13 protein-coding genes and 3 pseudogenes are annotated in these 16,139 nt (G+C 59.9%); 3 read left to right on the top strand and 13 right to left on the bottom strand.

Going from position 1 to position 16,139, the window contains the following annotated elements; genetic code table 11:
• Positions 1-3: 3 nt before the first annotated feature.
• The 3 genes from ACXPVS_RS22470 to ACXPVS_RS22460 form a co-directional block, all read right to left on the bottom strand.
• Positions 4-720: a response regulator gene (locus ACXPVS_RS22470; protein ID WP_458511851.1), complete on the bottom strand. Its 717-nt coding sequence runs from the start codon at positions 718-720 to the stop codon at positions 4-6.
• 92 nt (positions 721-812) lie between these two features.
• Positions 813-1,460 carry a TetR family transcriptional regulator C-terminal domain-containing protein gene (locus tag ACXPVS_RS22465; protein WP_458511850.1) on the bottom strand — a complete coding sequence of 216 codons (648 nt, stop codon included), beginning with the start codon at positions 1,458-1,460 and terminating at the stop codon, positions 813-815.
• 243 nt (positions 1,461-1,703) lie between these two features.
• Positions 1,704-2,498 (bottom strand): class II aldolase/adducin family protein, encoded by a 795-nt coding sequence (locus ACXPVS_RS22460; RefSeq protein ID WP_458511849.1) that lies wholly within the window; start codon positions 2,496-2,498, stop codon positions 1,704-1,706.
• A 178-nt stretch (positions 2,499-2,676) separates the two neighbouring features.
• Between ACXPVS_RS22460 and ACXPVS_RS22455 the strand changes: the two genes are divergently transcribed.
• From ACXPVS_RS22455 to ACXPVS_RS22445, 3 genes are all read left to right on the top strand, one after another.
• Positions 2,677-4,638: an oxidoreductase gene (locus ACXPVS_RS22455; protein ID WP_458511848.1), complete on the top strand. Its 1,962-nt coding sequence runs from the start codon at positions 2,677-2,679 to the stop codon at positions 4,636-4,638.
• Positions 4,639-4,738: 100 nt separating this feature from the next.
• Complete coding sequence (locus ACXPVS_RS22450; RefSeq protein WP_458511847.1) at positions 4,739-5,353, top strand: cupin domain-containing protein; 615 nt, start codon at positions 4,739-4,741, stop codon at positions 5,351-5,353.
• A 72-nt stretch (positions 5,354-5,425) separates the two neighbouring features.
• The gene (locus ACXPVS_RS22445; protein ID WP_458511846.1) at positions 5,426-6,187 is read left to right on the top strand and encodes an enoyl-CoA hydratase; all 762 of its coding nucleotides are present in this window, start codon (positions 5,426-5,428) and stop codon (positions 6,185-6,187) included.
• Between the two features lie 13 nt (positions 6,188-6,200).
• Here the strand turns inward: ACXPVS_RS22445 and ACXPVS_RS22440 are convergent.
• From ACXPVS_RS22440 to eutB, 10 genes and pseudogenes are all read right to left on the bottom strand, one after another.
• Positions 6,201-6,641: pseudogene (locus ACXPVS_RS22440) on the bottom strand (IS110 family RNA-guided transposase); the annotation flags it as partial.
• A gap of 620 nt (positions 6,642-7,261) precedes the next feature.
• Positions 7,262-7,491: pseudogene (locus ACXPVS_RS22435) on the bottom strand (3-keto-5-aminohexanoate cleavage protein); the annotation flags it as partial.
• Between the two features lie 133 nt (positions 7,492-7,624).
• Positions 7,625-7,950 (bottom strand): annotated as a pseudogene (locus ACXPVS_RS22430) (transposase); the annotation flags it as partial.
• Positions 7,951-8,205: 255 nt separating this feature from the next.
• Positions 8,206-9,591 carry an aminotransferase gene (locus ACXPVS_RS22425; protein ID WP_458511845.1) on the bottom strand — a complete coding sequence of 462 codons (1,386 nt, stop codon included), beginning with the start codon at positions 9,589-9,591 and terminating at the stop codon, positions 8,206-8,208.
• A gap of 11 nt (positions 9,592-9,602) precedes the next feature.
• On the bottom strand, positions 9,603-11,075 hold the full coding sequence (locus ACXPVS_RS22420; protein ID WP_458511844.1) for an NAD-dependent succinate-semialdehyde dehydrogenase: 1,473 nt from the start codon (positions 11,073-11,075) through the stop codon (positions 9,603-9,605).
• A gap of 145 nt (positions 11,076-11,220) precedes the next feature.
• Positions 11,221-11,700, bottom strand: a complete 480-nt coding sequence (locus tag ACXPVS_RS22415) for an Lrp/AsnC family transcriptional regulator (RefSeq protein ID WP_458511843.1) — start codon at positions 11,698-11,700, stop codon at positions 11,221-11,223.
• A gap of 95 nt (positions 11,701-11,795) precedes the next feature.
• Entirely contained in the window at positions 11,796-12,797 is a 1,002-nt protein-coding gene (gene doeB / locus ACXPVS_RS22410; RefSeq protein ID WP_458511842.1) for a N(2)-acetyl-L-2,4-diaminobutanoate deacetylase DoeB, read from the bottom strand.
• A gap of 3 nt (positions 12,798-12,800) precedes the next feature.
• Entirely contained in the window at positions 12,801-13,991 is a 1,191-nt protein-coding gene (gene doeA, locus ACXPVS_RS22405; RefSeq protein WP_458511841.1) for an ectoine hydrolase DoeA, read from the bottom strand.
• A gap of 43 nt (positions 13,992-14,034) precedes the next feature.
• Positions 14,035-15,027, bottom strand: coding sequence for an ectoine utilization protein EutC (eutC, locus tag ACXPVS_RS22400; protein WP_458511840.1), 993 nt, complete (start codon positions 15,025-15,027; stop codon positions 14,035-14,037).
• Between the two features lie 37 nt (positions 15,028-15,064).
• On the bottom strand, positions 15,065-16,036 hold the full coding sequence (gene eutB / locus ACXPVS_RS22395; protein WP_458511839.1) for a hydroxyectoine utilization dehydratase EutB: 972 nt from the start codon (positions 16,034-16,036) through the stop codon (positions 15,065-15,067).
• Positions 16,037-16,139 lie beyond the last annotated feature (103 nt).

Here is a 16,139-nt window from a genome sequence, read left to right as displayed (position 1 = left end):
GGTTCAGGCTGCCACGCTGGCGGTGAACAGATAGCCGGCGCCATGGATGGTAATGATCAATTGCGGCTCGGCGGGATCGTCATGCAACTTGCGCCGCAAGCGCCCGACCAGCACGTCGATGGAACGGTCGTTGGGTACCCATTCACGGTTGCGGATCTGATCCATCAACTGGTCGCGGCTCAAGGTATGCCCGCTGTTGCGCAGGAACACACTGAGCAACTGGAACTCGCCATGGGTCAGCAGGGTTTCGCCACCGGCATGATCGATCAAGCGTCGGCGATCGGTGTCCAATCCCCACGCAGCGAACTGTTTGACCTGACGCGCCAGCGCCGGGGCCGGCTGCTGCAGCTGGGCATGGCGAACCCGGCGCACCAGGTTCTTCGCCCGCGACACCAGTTCACGTGGATTGAGGGGTTTGATCACGTAATCATCGGCGCCGCATTCGAGGCCGACGATGCGGTCGATTTCGTCATTGCGCCCGGTAATCAGGATGATCCCGACTTCCGAGCGCACGCGCAGCTCGCGGGTCAGGGTCAGGCCATCCTTGCCCGGAAGGCGGATGTCCAGCATCACCAGGTCGACAGTGTTGGTCGCCAGAAAGGTTTCGGCCAGCTCCGCTGTCGCGGCGCAGTGCACGTCGTAGCCTTCCTGTGAAAGATAGGCGTGAAGGAGTTCGCGAATCAGCGGATCGTCGTCGACGATCAGTACCCGAGGAGTCATCGCTTGGTGTCCTGCATATGCCCGAAGGGCGTGTTTCTTATTAGAATTTGTCCAGCTTCAGCGGCAGAGAGTAGCTATTGCTGAACGATCGATCAACAGCCCTCTGTCTGCAACCGGAAACGCTGGCGACCGCCTGCCTGCAAACCGTCGACCCAGGCTTCGCAGATCTGCACGCCCTGGCTCGGGGTGAAGGTGCCAGGGTTGAGTCCCGACTCCAGCCACAAGCCGTCGAGCAGCGCGCTCAGGCTGATGGCGGCAAGGTCGGCATCGAAAGCCTCCCAACCCTCTTGCCGAGCCAGATCGTTGAGCACCTTGCGCAATTCGCTGCGGTATTCACCATAGGAATGCTCATGGGCGAGGTTGATCGCTTCGGCGGTCTTTACCGCGCCCCAGAACGCCAGCCAGGCATCCAGCAGTTGCGGATCCAGCAATTCGGCCGAGAACGACGCGCGAAAAAACGCCGACAGACGCTCGCGGGCATTGGGTGCGGCTTGCTCCATGGCGTCGCGTAACAGGCTCATGACCCGCCCGGTGACCGCCATATAGGCCTCCGCCACCAGTTCATCCTTGCCGGAGTAGTGATGGCTGATCAACCCGACCGAAACCCCCGCCTCAGCCGATATCTTGCGGATCGAAGCCCCCTGGAAGCCATGGCGCTTGAGGCACACCAGCGTCGCCTCGATCAGGTTGGCCTTGCGCAACTCCGGCTCCATTCGGGAAAAGCGGGCTTCCTGGGTCATGGTGGTACATCTCCTTGGGACAGTCGTTGGGCTGGTCTTTTGCAGCCACTGAGCTGAACGACTGTACAGCAGGATCGCAGATAGTGGCGAGGGAGCTTGCTCCCGCTGGCGCGCGCAGCGGCCCTAAAGACGGCCAACGCGTTTCGTCAGTAGTACTCGATCAGCCGGTTTACGACTGCTTCGCAGCCGAACGGGAGCAAGCTCCCTCGCCACAGGGGCCTGTGCTCGGAGCGGGAGTTGCGCTCAATCCCGATAACCTGGCGCCACTCGATCCGCCAACCGCAACAACGCCGCCCATGCCAGCTGCACTCCGTCCGAATCGCTCAACTCGCCCTCCGCCAATGGCCGACCCGGCTCGTTGAACTGGCGCTCGGTGTGCTCGCAAACGGCCGCGGGTGGCAGCACCAGTTCGCCGCAGGCCTGTGCCGCCAATTGGATCTCGCAGGCTTTTTCCAGGTAGTACATGCGCAGAAATGCCTCGCCGACGCTTTCACCGACGGTCAACAAACCATGGTTGCGCAGCATCAGCACCGTCTTGCCACCCAGGTCATGGACCAGTCGCTGCTGTTCGCCAAGATCCAGCGCCACGCCTTCATAATCGTGATAAGCGACCCGTTCGTAGAACTCCATGGAAATCTGATTCACCGGCAATAACCCGCACTTCAACGCCGCCACCGCGCAACCGGCCCTGGTGTGGGTATGCAGCACGCACTGCGCATCTTCGCGGGCACCGTGGATGGCGCTGTGAATCACGAAGCCCGCCGGGTTGACCGGATACGGCGACGCCTCCACCGCACGGCCATCGAGGTCGATCTTGACCAGGCTGGAGGCGGTGATTTCGTCGAACATCAACCCATAGGGATTGATCAGGAAGTGATGTTCAGGCCCCGGCAGACGCACCGAGATGTGGGTGAAAATCAGGTCACTCATGCGAAAGTGCGCGATCAATCGATAGCAGGCTGCGAGCTCCTGGCGCAGGTGTTGTTCTGTAGAAACCTGCTCGGCAGCGGCAGCCGTCGTGTGTGCAATCTCATTCATTGTTTCTGCTCCTTGGGCTGATCGTCTGCGCGAACAAATAGTGTTCGACGCTTTGAAGCTACTGAGGCTAAATTAAAAAAACAAGTTGATTTTTTACTTAGGGTAAATTTTTATAACGCAATAATAACAACGCCGAACACCCGGTTTTTTGCCTTCGGCTCGCCTGGAGTACCGCACCATGCCGACTTCCACCCCAGCGTTCGCGCACCTCTTCGAACCGCTGCAGATCCGTGGCAAGCGCCTCAAGAACCGCATTATGTCCAGCGGTCACGACACCTCGATGCCGACCGACAATCTGGTCAACGAGCAATTGATCGCCTATCACCGGGCGCGTGCCGAGGGAGGCGTCGGGTTGATCGTGCTGCAGGTTGCCGGGGTGCATGACAGTGCGCGCTACACCTCCCATGTGCTGATGGCCACCGATGATGCCTGCATCGAGGGTTATCGAAAACTGGCAGAAACCTGTCATGCCCATGGCACGGTGGTGCTCTCGCAGATTTTCCATCCGGGGCGGGAAATCATGGAATCCAGCGATGGCCTGCTGGCCGTCGCCTACTCGGCTTCGGCGGTGCCCAACGAGCGCTTCCGGGTCATGCCGCGCGCGCTGGACCAAGCCATGATCGACGAGATCGTCGTCGGTTATGGCGCGGCGGCCCGTCGTTTGTACCAGGCCGGGCTGGACGGCGTGGAAGTGGTCGCCAGCCATGGTTACCTGCCCGCGCAATTCATCAACCCGCGGGTCAACCGGCGCACCGACGGCTACAACGGCGACCTGCAACAGCGCCTGCGGTTTCTGCGCGAAGTCATTGTAGCGGTTCGCGCCAACACTGATGAGCAGTTCATCATCGGCTTGCGCATCAGTGCCGATGAGCGCGACCCCGAAGGCCTGACCGAAGACGAGTCACTGGCGGCGGTCAAGTCATTGCAGCAGCAACTGGATTACGTGCACATCGTCGCTGGCACTTCGGCATCGTTGGGCGGTGCAGTGCATATCGTGCCGCCGATGGCCATCGAGGCGGCATATCTGGCCAAGGAAGCCCGGACGTTTAAGGCCAGCCTGTCGATTCCCCTGTTCGTCACCGGTCGCATCAATCAGCCGCAAGAAGCCGAGCTGATTATTGCCCGTGGTCAGGCCGATGTCTGCGGCATGACCCGCGCACTGATCTGCGACCCGCAAATGCCGAACAAGACCGATGCCGGGTGCAGCGAGGATATACGAGCCTGTATCGCCTGCAATCAGGCGTGCATCGGGCACTTTCATAAAGGCTTGCCGATCTCCTGCATTCAGCATCCGGAAACCGGTCGGGAACTGATATTCGGCAAGCGCCAAGCGGCAGCCAACCCCAAGCGCATTATGATCGCCGGCGGTGGCCCAGCCGGAATGAAGGCAGCGGCTGTCTCCGCCGCGCGTGGGCATGAGGTCACGCTCTACGAAGCCTGTTCACAACTCGGCGGGCAAGTCTTGCTGGCTCAACTGCTGCCGCGGCGCAGCGAATTCGGTGGCGCCAGCACCAACCTGCAACGGGAAATGCAACTGGCTGGCGTGCGCGTGGTGCGCAATACCCGCGTCGACCGGGCGCTGGTCGAACGCGAACGGCCGGATCTGGTGATTGTTGCAACCGGTGCCGAACCCTACTGGCCGGCCTTCGAACGTGGTGGCGAACTGCCAGTGGTGGATGCCTGGCAGGTACTGCGCAACGAGGTCAAGCCTGGACGTTCGGTGCTAGTCGTCGACTGGCGGTGCGACTGGATTGGTCCTGGCATCGCCGAACGCCTGGTGCGTGCCGGCCATCAGGTGCAGTTGGCGGTCAACGGCACCCATTGTGGAGAAAACCTGCCACTGTACGTGCGCGATCAATTGGCCGGAGAACTACACAAGTTGGGCATACCCATTACACCCTACGCCCGCCTTTACGGCTGCGATGACAGCACCGTGTACATGCAACACACCGCCAGCGCCGAGCCGATCATTTTCGAAGACATCGACACGCTGGTACTGTGCCAGGGCCATCAGCCGGTGGATACCCTCGGCGTGGAGCTGCAAGGGCTGGTGGAGTTCCGGCGGATTGGCGACTGCCTGGCCCCGCGCACCGCCGAAGAAGCGATTTATGACGGTTTAAGGGTTGCGTGGGACCTCTGAGGCTGCTCTATACTCCCGGCCATTGTCAGCCTCTAGGCTGACTGGCCATCAGGCTCGAGGGTTTCAACCCGCTCGGGCACAGCCCGGTTCGGAGCACGCAATGAGCAACAGCAGCAACCTGCCGCCCGTCGGCGCGCCCGCTAATCAGTCCGCTGCCGCAGAGCCGCACTTCCTCGGCACGCGGATTCGCGGCTTGCGCAAGCGCCGCGGCATGACCCTGGCCGCTCTGGCAGAAATGAGCGAGCTGACGGCGGGCTATATCAGCCAACTGGAACGCAACCTGGCTTACCCGTCGATTCCGGCGTTGTTCAACATCGCCCGCAGCCTGGGCGTGACCATCCAGTGGTTCTTCGCCAGCGAAGCCAGCACGGCCCCAGAGGACAGTGGTTATGTGGTCCGCAAGCACAGCCGGATGAGCGTGCATTACGAAGACGGCATCGTTGACCAATTGCTGACTCCGCAGCCCAATCGTCAGCTAGAGATCCTGCATTCGCGCTTTCCACCAGGCACTTACAACCAGCAAAGCTATAGCCATGAAGGCGAGGAAGCCGGCTACCTGCTCAGCGGCAGTTTCGAGTTGTGGGTTGGCGAGCGCCATTTCCAACTCAATGAAGGCGACAGTTTCAGTTTTTCCAGCCAGGAACCCCATCGCTATGGAAACCCCGGCGAGGTCGACGCGGTGGTGATCTGGGTGATCACCCCACCGACCTTCTGAAACGCAAAAACAACAAAAAAAGCTGCCGGAACGCTTGTATTCCGGATAGTGAACTCCAGTCAAGGCAGCCCCATGAACGATCTGATCAAGTGTACGCAAAGCGGCGGTCTGTTGACACTGACCATCAACCGCCCAGACAAGCTCAATGCCCTGAGCAACAGCATGTACAACTGTCTGGCCGACCTGCTGTTTGCCGCTGAGCAAGACCCCAAAACCGCAGTGATCATCATCACCGGCGGCGAACAGTGCTTCACCAGCGGCAATGATCTGCAGGACTTCCTCCTGGATCCACCGACCCACCTGAATAGCCCGGCGTTCCGCCTCATGGACGCGGTCATCCATCTGAACAAGCCGTTGCTCGCAGCCGTCTGTGGCGCTGCCATCGGTATCGGCAGCACGATCCTGCTGCATTGCGATCAGGTGCTGATCAGCCGTAACGCCAAACTACGCATGCCCTTCGTCAACCTTGGCTTGTGCCCCGAGTTCGGTGCCAGCCTGCTGCTACCACGGATGCTCGGTCATGCCAGGGCTGCCCGGCTGTTGCTCTGTGGTGATGGCCTGGACGCTACCCAGGCGCTGGCCTGGGGACTGGCCAATGAACTGCTGGATGACGGCGAACAATGTCTGGCCGCCGCCCGGCGAATGGCCGACCGACTGCTGGCCCTTCCTCGCGAAGCGCTGTTGCAGAGCAAACGCCTGCTAAAACAGCCGCTACTCAAGGAGCTTGAGGAAACCATCCTCCGGGAAAACCTGCTGTTTATCGAGCGCCTGAACAGCATCGAAGCCAAGGACGCCTTGAACGCCATGCTACAACACAGTGCCAACAAGGGCTGACTGCCCAGGCGGCTATTAAACCAAACTCAGCAAGAAGCCCTCTGATTTGATTGGCCTGGGCGAGCCTTTACGAACCCCTGACGCGCACGATGCAAGGCTAAAACAGACTGCTACTCAACATTTTCAATCGACACAAACCGCATTGTTGGACGTGTTACAGCCTCGCAGATCGCCTCGGCATCTGCTGCGTCATTTTTGTTGCTTTTCACATACGGTTAGACAAATTGCTCGGCCATGAGCCGCACGGTATGCCCTAGCGCTTCAAGCTTACGGGCCAATAGTGAGCACTACTGCAAGCTTCCATGCCGATTAGGCAAGGCGGCAGGTTGGTAAAAAATATTGCCACTTGATCGCGCTTCAGTTGTTTGCGCAACAGCGGTTTGCCTCGCTCATTCATGCCATGGCATCTGAAACACGTTTTGGCTAGGTCGATACCAACAGTTCTGATTTCCATGGCTGATTACCCCTTCGTGCAAGTGGGTGGCGACACCACTCACTCTGGCACAGCGATGCGATTATGGGCGGGGGCGTCCATCCCATTGCTTACCCTCATTCTGGGTTTCGCTCATAAGGTGATATTCTGAATATCGCGCTGGTTCCTGTCCGTCAGGCCAGCATTTCTCCTCGGGCGTCCTTCAGATTCGCAGTCGCCCGCAACACCCCTGCCTCTGGCTAACACTTCCCCTTGCAGGGTGTGTAGAGGACTTTCACCTCCAAGGCACCAGCGTGGCCACTACAGCCAAGTTGGTTGCGCTTGCGCGCAACACGCCATGCCTGGCGCACGATAAAAAAAGCCTCCGGGGGGAGGCTGTTGTGAAAAAGGAGCGACACGCACAACAAAAAATCAATAAATTAGCTGATCAGGAACGGTTAAGGCAGCGCGATTTTTCGCGCCAGAATGTTCCGGCACGTTCATGCTTCTCCGCAATGCCTTAATACTTTCCAACGCCGCGACAGTCTGCTCGCCGAATGGAGCCGAACGCGGCCCATCCAGAGTGACATGCAGAAGCATCTGCTCGCTTGCTGCCAATACCTGAGACTGACCGTCTTGGTGGAGCGTCAGATAGAGCTGGAGACGCTTACCTCGCGGATGCGCTCCATCACTTCGAGGTAGAGAGCGACATCACGGCTGAACTGACCAGTCTTGGGGTCACGTACGTGAGAGTGAACCACAGTGGCGCCGGCTTTAGCGGCCTCGACGGCAGCTTCAGCGATTTGCTTGGGGTGATCGGCACGAAGCGGCTCTTACCGGTGGTGTCGCCTGCGCCAGTGAGGGCGCAAGTAATAATCACATCTTGGTTCATGTAAAATTGTCCTCATCAGACGTTTATGGAAACTCTGAAAAATCTATGGTCACCCCCTTTTTTGCAATGCTGATTAACGGGCGAAGTGGTTGGCTTGCTTAAATCTATCCGGCGTCTATTGGGTTAGCCACCCGCGGCGGGAGTTAGCGATGGTCTTGAAGTCAGGCATCAACCGCCCGGCCAGCCACATCAGCTCGACGTTGCGCTGGGCTTCTCGCTCCAAACGTCGGCTCGACTGGATGCGGTTGAGATAGCCGTAGATGTAGATCTTCAGCAAGATCGCGGGGGGGGGTAAGCAGGCCAGCCAGTATCGGCTGGAATGGCACCTTCAAAACTCAGATTGACCAGGTCCAGTTCGTAGACTACGCGGACCGGATTGGTATCGCTGACGTAGTCGTCGAGGCTCTCGGGAAGTAAGGTGCCTTGGCCTCGATGTTCACCTTGGATAAAGCGCTTCATGGGCGATCCCTGCGATGAAATCCTCAGAAATCATAGCAAGTGTTCGCGAAGGCTTTTTTACCCACTCTGGGCCAGAAGCAGTCATTCGATGGACCTTCAACAGCTCATCTCCGGGTCCCCTTACTCCCAAAATGAATTTATGTAGTCACAATCTTCTATTCGCAGTTTGTTCACAACAAGGCCAAAACTGGCGATACAAAAAACCACCCGAGCGGTGAAGGATCGAGTGGTTTTTTGGGGGGGGAGCTGTAAGGCCTAACCCAGTATCTCGCTGGCCACGTGATCGACCGCGCTTTTGGTGATGTCGACGATCAGGTCGGCCTCCTCCTCAGTCAAGATCAGCGGAGGTGCAAAGCCGAGAATGTCGCCATGGGGCATCGCTCGGGCAATCATTCCACGCTCAAGACAGGCTGCCGATACTTTCGGACCGATCTTCAATGCAGCATCGAAGGGTGTGCGTTGCTCACGATCGGCCATGAACTCGACTGCGGCAAGCATGCCGTCGCCGCGCACTTCGCCCACCAGCGGATGACCTTCCAATACTTTCCGCAACCGACGATTCAGATAGCTGCCAACCTTCTCTGCGTTGGCTGTCAGGTTTTCCCGCTCCAGGATGTCGAGGTTGGCCAGGGCCGCCGCCGCGCAGATCGGATGCCCGGAGTACGTCCAGCCATGACCCATGGCACCCTGAGACTCGGAGGCTTTTTCGATCACGTCCCAAACTTTTTCACCGACAATCACCGCTGACAAAGGCGCATAGGCACTGGTCAGACCTTTGGCCGTAGTGATCAGGTCCGGGCGCATGCCATAGCGTTGACTGCCCATCTTCGAACCCAGGCGACCGAAGGCGCAGACCACTTCGTCGGCGATCAACAACACATCGTACTTGTTCAACACCGCTTGTATGGCGGCCCAGTAGCTGGCCGGTGGAACGATGATGCCGCCGGTGCCCATCAGCGGTTCACCGATGAACGCGGCCACGGTGTCCGGTCCTTCGGCCAGGATCATTTTCTCCAGTTCGTCGGCGCAATAGCGCACGAACGCCGCTTCATCCATGCCGGCCGGTGCCTTGCGGTACCAGTGCGGGCAAACCGTATGTTTGACGCCTTCTACCGGCAGGTCAAAATGCTGATGGAAGGTCGGCAGGCCGGTCAGACTGCCGGTCATGATGCCCGAGCCGTGATAACCGCGATCACGGGAGATGATTTTCTTCTTCTGCGGGCGACCCAATACGTTGTTGTAGTACCGCACCAGTTTGATCTGGGTTTCATTGGCGTCGGAACCGGACAGGCCGTAGTAGACCTTCTTCATGCCCTCCGGCGCCCAGTCGATGATGCGGCTCGACAGCTCGATAATTGCCTCGGTCGAGTGCCCAACATAGGTGTGATAATAGGCCAGCTCCTTGGCCTGCTTGTAGATCGCATCGGCGACTTCAGTGCGCCCGTAGCCGATGTTCACGCAGTACAACCCGGCAAAGGCGTCGATGAAGTCACGGCCTTCGTGATCGCGGATACGAATGCCTGACGCGCTCTTGATGATGCGTCCCTTGAGCGCGCCGCTGGCGTGGTCATGGGCATGGGTGGACGGGTGCATGAAGTGCGCACGATCTTGTTCGAACAACGAATTGAGTTCTTGGCTCATGGCGGATCTCCTTAGAACTGGCCTTGATGGTGCAGGCAAAAGTATTTGGTTTCGACAAAGGCTTCGAAGCCCTCGGTGCCACCCTCGCGGCCCAGCCCCGAGGCTTTCATGCCACCGAACGGGATCGGATGGCCGGTGAACTTGACGCCATTGACCGCGACCATGGCGTGGTCGAGACGGCGAATCAGAGGGTAGATCAGGTCCAGGCGGTTTGAACAAATGTAGGCAGCCAGACCGTATTCGGTGTCGTTGGCCATTTCGATGGCTTGCTCGAGGGTGTCGAAAGGCATGACGCCAGCGATGGGTGCGAAATTCTCTTCACGGTAGATGCGCATCTGCGGCGTAACGTCGGCCAGCACCGTCGGCTGATAGAACAACCCACCAAGGGCATGCGCTTCGCCACCCACCAGACGTTGGGCGCCGAGTTGCAGGGCGTCTTCGACGCGCTCAGTCGTGACATCAAACGCGGTCTGATGCATCAGCGGGCCGATGTCGACGCTTTGCTCCTGATCCCCCACCAACGCTGGGCCGACCCGCAGCGCGCGGACTGCAGCGGCAAAGCACTTGAGAAATTCCGGATAGATCGAACGCTCGACCATGATCCGGTTGGCCGCACAGCAATCCTGGCCGGAGGTCTGGAACTTGGCCTCCACCGCGACTTTCACCGCCAGTTCTAGGTCGGCATCAGCGCAGACGATAAATGGCGCGTTGCCGCCCAGCTCCAGCGACACCTTCTTCACATCCTGGGCCGCCGCTTGCAGGACCAACTTACCGACGCGGGTTGAGCCGGTGAAGCTGACCGAACGCACGCGAGTGTCCTGCACCAGGGTTTGCATGGTCATTTGCGGTTCGCCCAGCACCACGTTGAACACGCCGGCCGGGAAGCCTGCCTCCTCTGCCAGTTGCGCCAGAGCCAATGCGGAAAACGGCGTTTCATGGGCCGGTTTGATCACCACGGTGCAACCGGCAGCCAGTGCCGCGGCGGCTTTACGGGTGATCATTGCCGAAGGGAAATTCCACGGGGTCAGCAGTGCACAGACACCCACCGGCTCCTTGATCGTGCCCAGATGCGCGCCGGGGATATGGCTGGGGATGTTCTGCCCGTAAAGACGTCGCGCCTCTTCTGCAAACCAGGGAATGAAGCTGGCGGCGTAGGCGATTTCGCCGCGTGACTCGGCCAGGGGTTTGCCTTGTTCCTGGCTGAGGATGCGCGCCAGGTCTTCCTGATGCTCAAGTATCAGCGCCGCCCAGCGCCGCAGAATCGTCCCGCGGGCATCCAGGCTTTGTTCACGCCAGGCCGCAAATGCCCTGTGTGCTGCATCAACGGCGGCGATGATCTGAGGCTGATCGAGCATCGGCACATGACCGATCAACTTCTGATCGGCCGGATTATGCACGGCGACGCTGTGGCCGCTCTCGCTGTGGACCCAATGCCCGTCGACGTAGCAAAGTGCTTTGAACAATAGCGGATGTTTGTATGTCATGGCGTTCACTCCAAACCGTGTGCGTGAGTCCATGCTAGGGCAGCGCAGCCCGGGTGATTTGGCGTTTGGCGGGGCGTAACCACCGTTTTTTTCTGATTGTGCACCGACAAACAGGGGCTTTTTGCGGTGAAGGTTTTGCCCCGGTTTATGGCTCTTGCGCCAGCTCGGTCGGCAGGCCACCCGCGGTCTTGATGGTTTTGGTCACGATGTAGGTGAAGTAGCGCTCAATGCCAAGGTCATCGAGCAACAACTGGTCGATAAACCGCTGGTAATGGTCGATGTCCGGCGCCTGAATCATCGCCATGTAATCAACGCCGCCACCGGTGGCGTAACAGAACGCCACTTCGGCGGCCTCGTTCATGCGTTGCTCGAAACGCCGCATGTCTTGGGCGGTGTGCCGGGCCAGGGTGATTTCCACCAGCACTTGCTGGCTTTTGAACACCGCGTTCCAGTCGATTTGCGCCCGATACCCTTTGATCAGCCCAAGCGCCTCCAGCTTGCGAACCCGCTCCCACGCCGGGGTCACCGAGAGATTGATCGCCTCGGCCAGGCTCGACTTGGTGATCCGACCGTCTTCGGCGAGGATTCGCAGGATGTTCAGGTCATAGCGATCGAGCTTGTGCATGGTCCGAGGATCTCCGGTTGATTAGAGAGGTTAGGCTGGAACACTGACTTGTGGGAGCGAGCAGGCTCGCTCCCACAAGGTTTCGGTTCAACCTGTCAGGTCAATACATCGGCGATGACTGCAACGGTGTCGCCGCAGCGCACCAACCCGGGAAAATGCCGCGCCGCCAGTAAACCACTGCGAGCGGCGCGATATTCCACTGGGGCTACGCCACTGCGGGTGGCGTCATAAACGCGGGCGATCACCTCGCCCTTGCTCACTTTGTCGCCCAGATCGCGGCACATTTCCAGCAAGCCATCGTGTTCACTGGCGATGAAGCAGTTGGCATCGGGCATGTCGAGCATGATTGACTCCGTGGTCCGGATCTCACCTTCGAGAATCCCCGTATGTATCAACAGATTGCGCACCCCGCGCTCGGCAATCGCCACACTGCGCGCCGTGGACGTGCCACCGCCACCCAGCTCGGTCGTGACAAATACTTTGCCCTGACTCTCGGCGGCGGTGTCGTACATCGCCCCGGCATCAAGTTCCAGCATGCGCATGCTGTACGGAGCATTGAATGCGCGCATGCCGGCTTCGCATTGCGCTTGCTGATGTTTGTCGGGCAGCACATGACAAGCCGCGAACGGCAGGAAATCCAGGGTGCGGCCACCGGAATGGATGTCCAGCACGATGTCGGCCAAGGGCAATAAGGTCCGGTTGAAGTAATCGGCGATTTTCTCCGTCACGGTGCCGTCCGGCTTACCAGGAAAACTGCGATTGAGATTGCCCTTGTCGATCGGCGACGTGCGCCGACCAGCATGGAACGCCGGGGTGTTCATGAACGGAACGATAATCACCCGTCCCGTGACATCGGCGGCCGTCAGACCCTGGGCCAGTTTGCTCAGTGCGACCGGACCTTCGTATTCGTCACCGTGGTTACCGCCGGTAAGCAGCGCAGTCGGCCCCTGACCGCGCTGAATCACCGTGACCGGAATCATCACCGCGCCCCAGGCCGAATCGTCCCGGGAGTACGGCAATTTGAGGAACCCGTGCTGCACGCCGTCGCGGGCAAAATCCACCGTGGCGCTGATCGGATTGTCAGGCAATTCGCTCATGGCTCAATCCTTCACGAACAGTTGGCGTGGCACATTGCACAGCGTCTCGACGCCGGTCTCGGTGATCAGAATGCTTTCGGTGATTTCCAGCCCCCAGTCGTCCATCCACAAGCCCGGCATGAAGTGGAACGTCATGCCCGGTTGCAACACGCTGGTGTCGCCGGGACGCAGGCTCATGGTGCGTTCGCCCCAGTCTGGCGGATAACTGATCCCGATCGGGTAGCCGCAACGGCTGTCCTTGTGGATGCCGAATTTCTCCAATACTTTGAAAAACGCCACGGCGATGTCGCCGGTAGTGTTGCCCGGTTTCGCTGCGTCCAGTCCCGCGGCGATGCCTTCGACCACGGCTTTTTCGCCGTCGAGGAAGTGCTGTGGGGGTTTGCCCAAATAGATCGTCCGCGACAACGGGCAGTGATAACGCTTGTAGCAACCGGCGATTTCAAAGAAGGTCCCGGCGCCTTTTTCGAACGGCGAATCGTCCCAGGTCAGGTGCGGCGCGCTGGCGTCGGCCCCCGTGGGCAATAGCGGCACGATGGCCGGGTAATCGCCGCCATGGCCATCAGCGCCAAGGATCCCGCTGCTGTAGATTTCAGCCACCAGTTCATTTTTGCGCATGCCCGGCTCGATCCGTTCGAGGATCCGCCCGTGCATGTTTTCGACGATGCGCGCAGCGATGCGCATGTAAGCGATTTCCTGGGGCGACTTGATCGCCCGCTGCCAGTTCACCAACCCGACCGCGTCGATCAGCTTGGCCTGCGGCAGGTTTTTCTGCAGCGACAAATACGCCGCGGCACTGAAGTAATAATTATCCATTTCCACGCCGATGGTCAGCGCGTCCCAACCCCGGGCACTGATGACTTCCCGCGACAGGTAATCCATCGGATGGCGTTCCCGGGACTGCACGTAGATGTCCGGGTAACCGACGATGTTCTCGTGTTGCATGAACACGGTGCGTTTGGCGCCGTTGGCATCTTGCCCGCGACCGAACCAGACAGGCTCGCCGTCGAGCGCCAGCAACACGCATTGGTGGACGTAAAACGACCAACCGTCATAGCCGGTCAGCCAGGCCATGTTCGACGGATCGGTGACCAGCAACATCTCGATGCCCTGAACCTGCATGGCCGCTCGAACCTTGGCCAGACGCTGGGCGTATTCCTCCCGTTCGAACGGGAGATTGACGACTATCTGAGACATGCACATGCCCTCTGATAAATGACGCACGGATGAAAAAAGGGGGTTAGCTGCCGAACTGAAAGCCCTTGCCGGCCGAGCGCGCGCGCTCGAAGGCCAGATTGGCCATGGCGGTGTCCTGGGCGCCGGTGCCGGTGAGGTCGCACAAGGTGACTTGCGCATCGCTGGTCCGACCAGGGCGCTGGCCCGCGAGCACTTGCCCCAATTCGGCCAGGCCCGATTCGTCGGCAATAACGCCCGCCGCCAGCGCGTGATGCAACTCGCCGAGGATTCGCGTCTGGCTCAAGCGATCCGCCACGTAACGGTCGACCTGTGCCAGCGCCTGGGGGGAGATTTCGTTTTTGTGTTCGGCGTCCGAGCCCATGGCCGTGATATGCAAGCCGGGGTGCAGATGGCGCACTTCGATCAAGGGTTCGCGGCTCGGGGTGCAGGTGATCGCAATGTCCACGCCAGTCATGGCCTCGTCGATGCTCGCGCAAGGCGTGACCGCCAGACCGCTGTCACGCGCCAACTCGGCACTGAAGTCTTTGGCCTTGGCGCTGTCACGTGCCCAAACGCGGACGGATTCAATCGGCCGCACCAGACGCAACGCCTGAAGCTGCAACGCGGCCTGCTCGCCAGCGCCGATCAGCGCGACGCTGCGACTCTCGACCCGCGACAGGGCGCGCGCTGCGACTGCACCGGCCGCCGCTGTGCGTACGGCCGTCAGGTAACCGTTATCCAACAGCAAGGCATCGAGCAAACCGGTGCGTGCCGACAACAACATCATCATGCCGTTGAGGCTCGGCAGACCGAGTTTCGGGTTGTCGAAAAACCCCGGGCTGACCTTGATCGCAAAACGCTCCAGGCCTGGTAGATAGGCAGTCTTCACGTCCACTTCGCCGTTGTATTCGGGGATGTCCAGACGCAAGATCGGCGGCATCGCCACCGCCGCCGTGGCCAGCAGCACGAAGGCTTGTTCGATGGCTTCGATGCTCGGCAGATCCAGCGCCACACAGGCGCGCAGATCCGCTTCGCTCAATAAGGTGATTTCACTCATCAACGCAGCGCTCCAGTCAGACGGTTATTGTTTGGGTTCATGCCTGCGCGCCCGCTAGGACGCGTAAATGCTGATCAATGTCGACGTTACGGCCACTGACCACCACCACGATCGGCCCGCGTGGCGCGATCAAGCCGTCGAGCAACGCCGCGATGCCGACCACCGCTGCGCCTTCCAGCACCAGACGCTCTTCGCGATAGGCATGGCGGATAGCATTGGCGATGGAAGTCTCGCTGAGCAAATGCAAGTGGTCGCACAGGTCGTGGGTCATGTTGAAGGTGTACCGGTTGTTCAGGCCGATGCCACCGCCGAGCGAGTCGGCCAGGGTCGGCAGCTCTTCGACTTCCACCGGATGCCCGGCTGCGAGGCTGGCGTGCATGGCGGCACCGCGTTGCATGCTGATGCCGTGGGTGACGATGTGTGGATTGGCGCTTTTGATCGCCAGCGCCACGCCGGCAAACAAACCGCCCCCGGACAACGGCACGAGGATTTGCGCTACGTCCGGTTGTTGCTCGAGGATTTCCAGCCCCAGCGCGCCCTGCCCGGCGATGATGGCCGGGTGATCGAACGGCGGCAGCAATGTCGCGCCTTGGTCGTTGGCGATCCGTTCGGCTTCACGCTGGGCGTCGTCCTGGGACTGGCCGACGATGCAGACCTCGGCGCCCAGATCACGAATGGCTTGAACCTTGTTCGCCGGAACCAGATGCGACAGGCAAATCGTCGCCTTCACGCCTTGCCGGGACGCGGCATACGCCAGTGCACGACCGTGATTGCCGGTCGACGCCGCCACCACGCCACATGCTTTCTCCTCGGCGCTGAGCTGCGCCACGGCATTGCTCGCACCGCGCAATTTGAAACTGCCGGTGATTTGCAGGGATTCGAGTTTGAGGTACACCGCCACGCCCACTCGTTGCGAGAGGCTGGGCGAATACTCCATGGGGGTACGCCGGACAAGCGATTCGATGCGCTGGCGAGCGAGGTAAACATCCTGAAGCTGCAACGTTGACATGACCGCGTCCCGACTGTGGTGTTGGGCGCAGTCTAAGAGGACTGGATTGTCGCAATGAATGTACTAGGGCAATTTAGCCGACAAACTTTTTGGCGGATTTTTC

This window comes from Pseudomonas sp. Ma2-10 (genome assembly GCF_054330215.1).
This window is presented reverse-complemented; position numbering and strand designations above follow the sequence as displayed.

Excerpts from the sequence above, each read along its gene's own strand:
- ACXPVS_RS22470 (WP_458511851.1), bottom strand. The coding sequence starts at position 720 with ATGACTCCTCGGGTACTGATCGTCGACGACGATCCGCTGATTCGCGAA.
- ACXPVS_RS22465 (WP_458511850.1), bottom strand. The coding sequence starts at position 1,460 with ATGACCCAGGAAGCCCGCTTTTCCCGAATGGAGCCGGAGTTGCGCAAG.
- ACXPVS_RS22460 (WP_458511849.1), bottom strand. The coding sequence starts at position 2,498 with ATGAATGAGATTGCACACACGACGGCTGCCGCTGCCGAGCAGGTTTCT.
- ACXPVS_RS22455 (WP_458511848.1), top strand. The coding sequence starts at position 2,677 with ATGCCGACTTCCACCCCAGCGTTCGCGCACCTCTTCGAACCGCTGCAG.
- ACXPVS_RS22450 (WP_458511847.1), top strand. The coding sequence starts at position 4,739 with ATGAGCAACAGCAGCAACCTGCCGCCCGTCGGCGCGCCCGCTAATCAG.
- ACXPVS_RS22445 (WP_458511846.1), top strand. The coding sequence starts at position 5,426 with ATGAACGATCTGATCAAGTGTACGCAAAGCGGCGGTCTGTTGACACTG.
- ACXPVS_RS22425 (WP_458511845.1), bottom strand. The coding sequence starts at position 9,591 with ATGAGCCAAGAACTCAATTCGTTGTTCGAACAAGATCGTGCGCACTTC.
- ACXPVS_RS22420 (WP_458511844.1), bottom strand. The coding sequence starts at position 11,075 with ATGACATACAAACATCCGCTATTGTTCAAAGCACTTTGCTACGTCGAC.
- ACXPVS_RS22415 (WP_458511843.1), bottom strand. The coding sequence starts at position 11,700 with ATGCACAAGCTCGATCGCTATGACCTGAACATCCTGCGAATCCTCGCC.
- doeB (WP_458511842.1), bottom strand. The coding sequence starts at position 12,797 with ATGAGCGAATTGCCTGACAATCCGATCAGCGCCACGGTGGATTTTGCC.
- doeA (WP_458511841.1), bottom strand. The coding sequence starts at position 13,991 with ATGTCTCAGATAGTCGTCAATCTCCCGTTCGAACGGGAGGAATACGCC.
- eutC (WP_458511840.1), bottom strand. The coding sequence starts at position 15,027 with ATGAGTGAAATCACCTTATTGAGCGAAGCGGATCTGCGCGCCTGTGTG.
- eutB (WP_458511839.1), bottom strand. The coding sequence starts at position 16,036 with ATGTCAACGTTGCAGCTTCAGGATGTTTACCTCGCTCGCCAGCGCATC.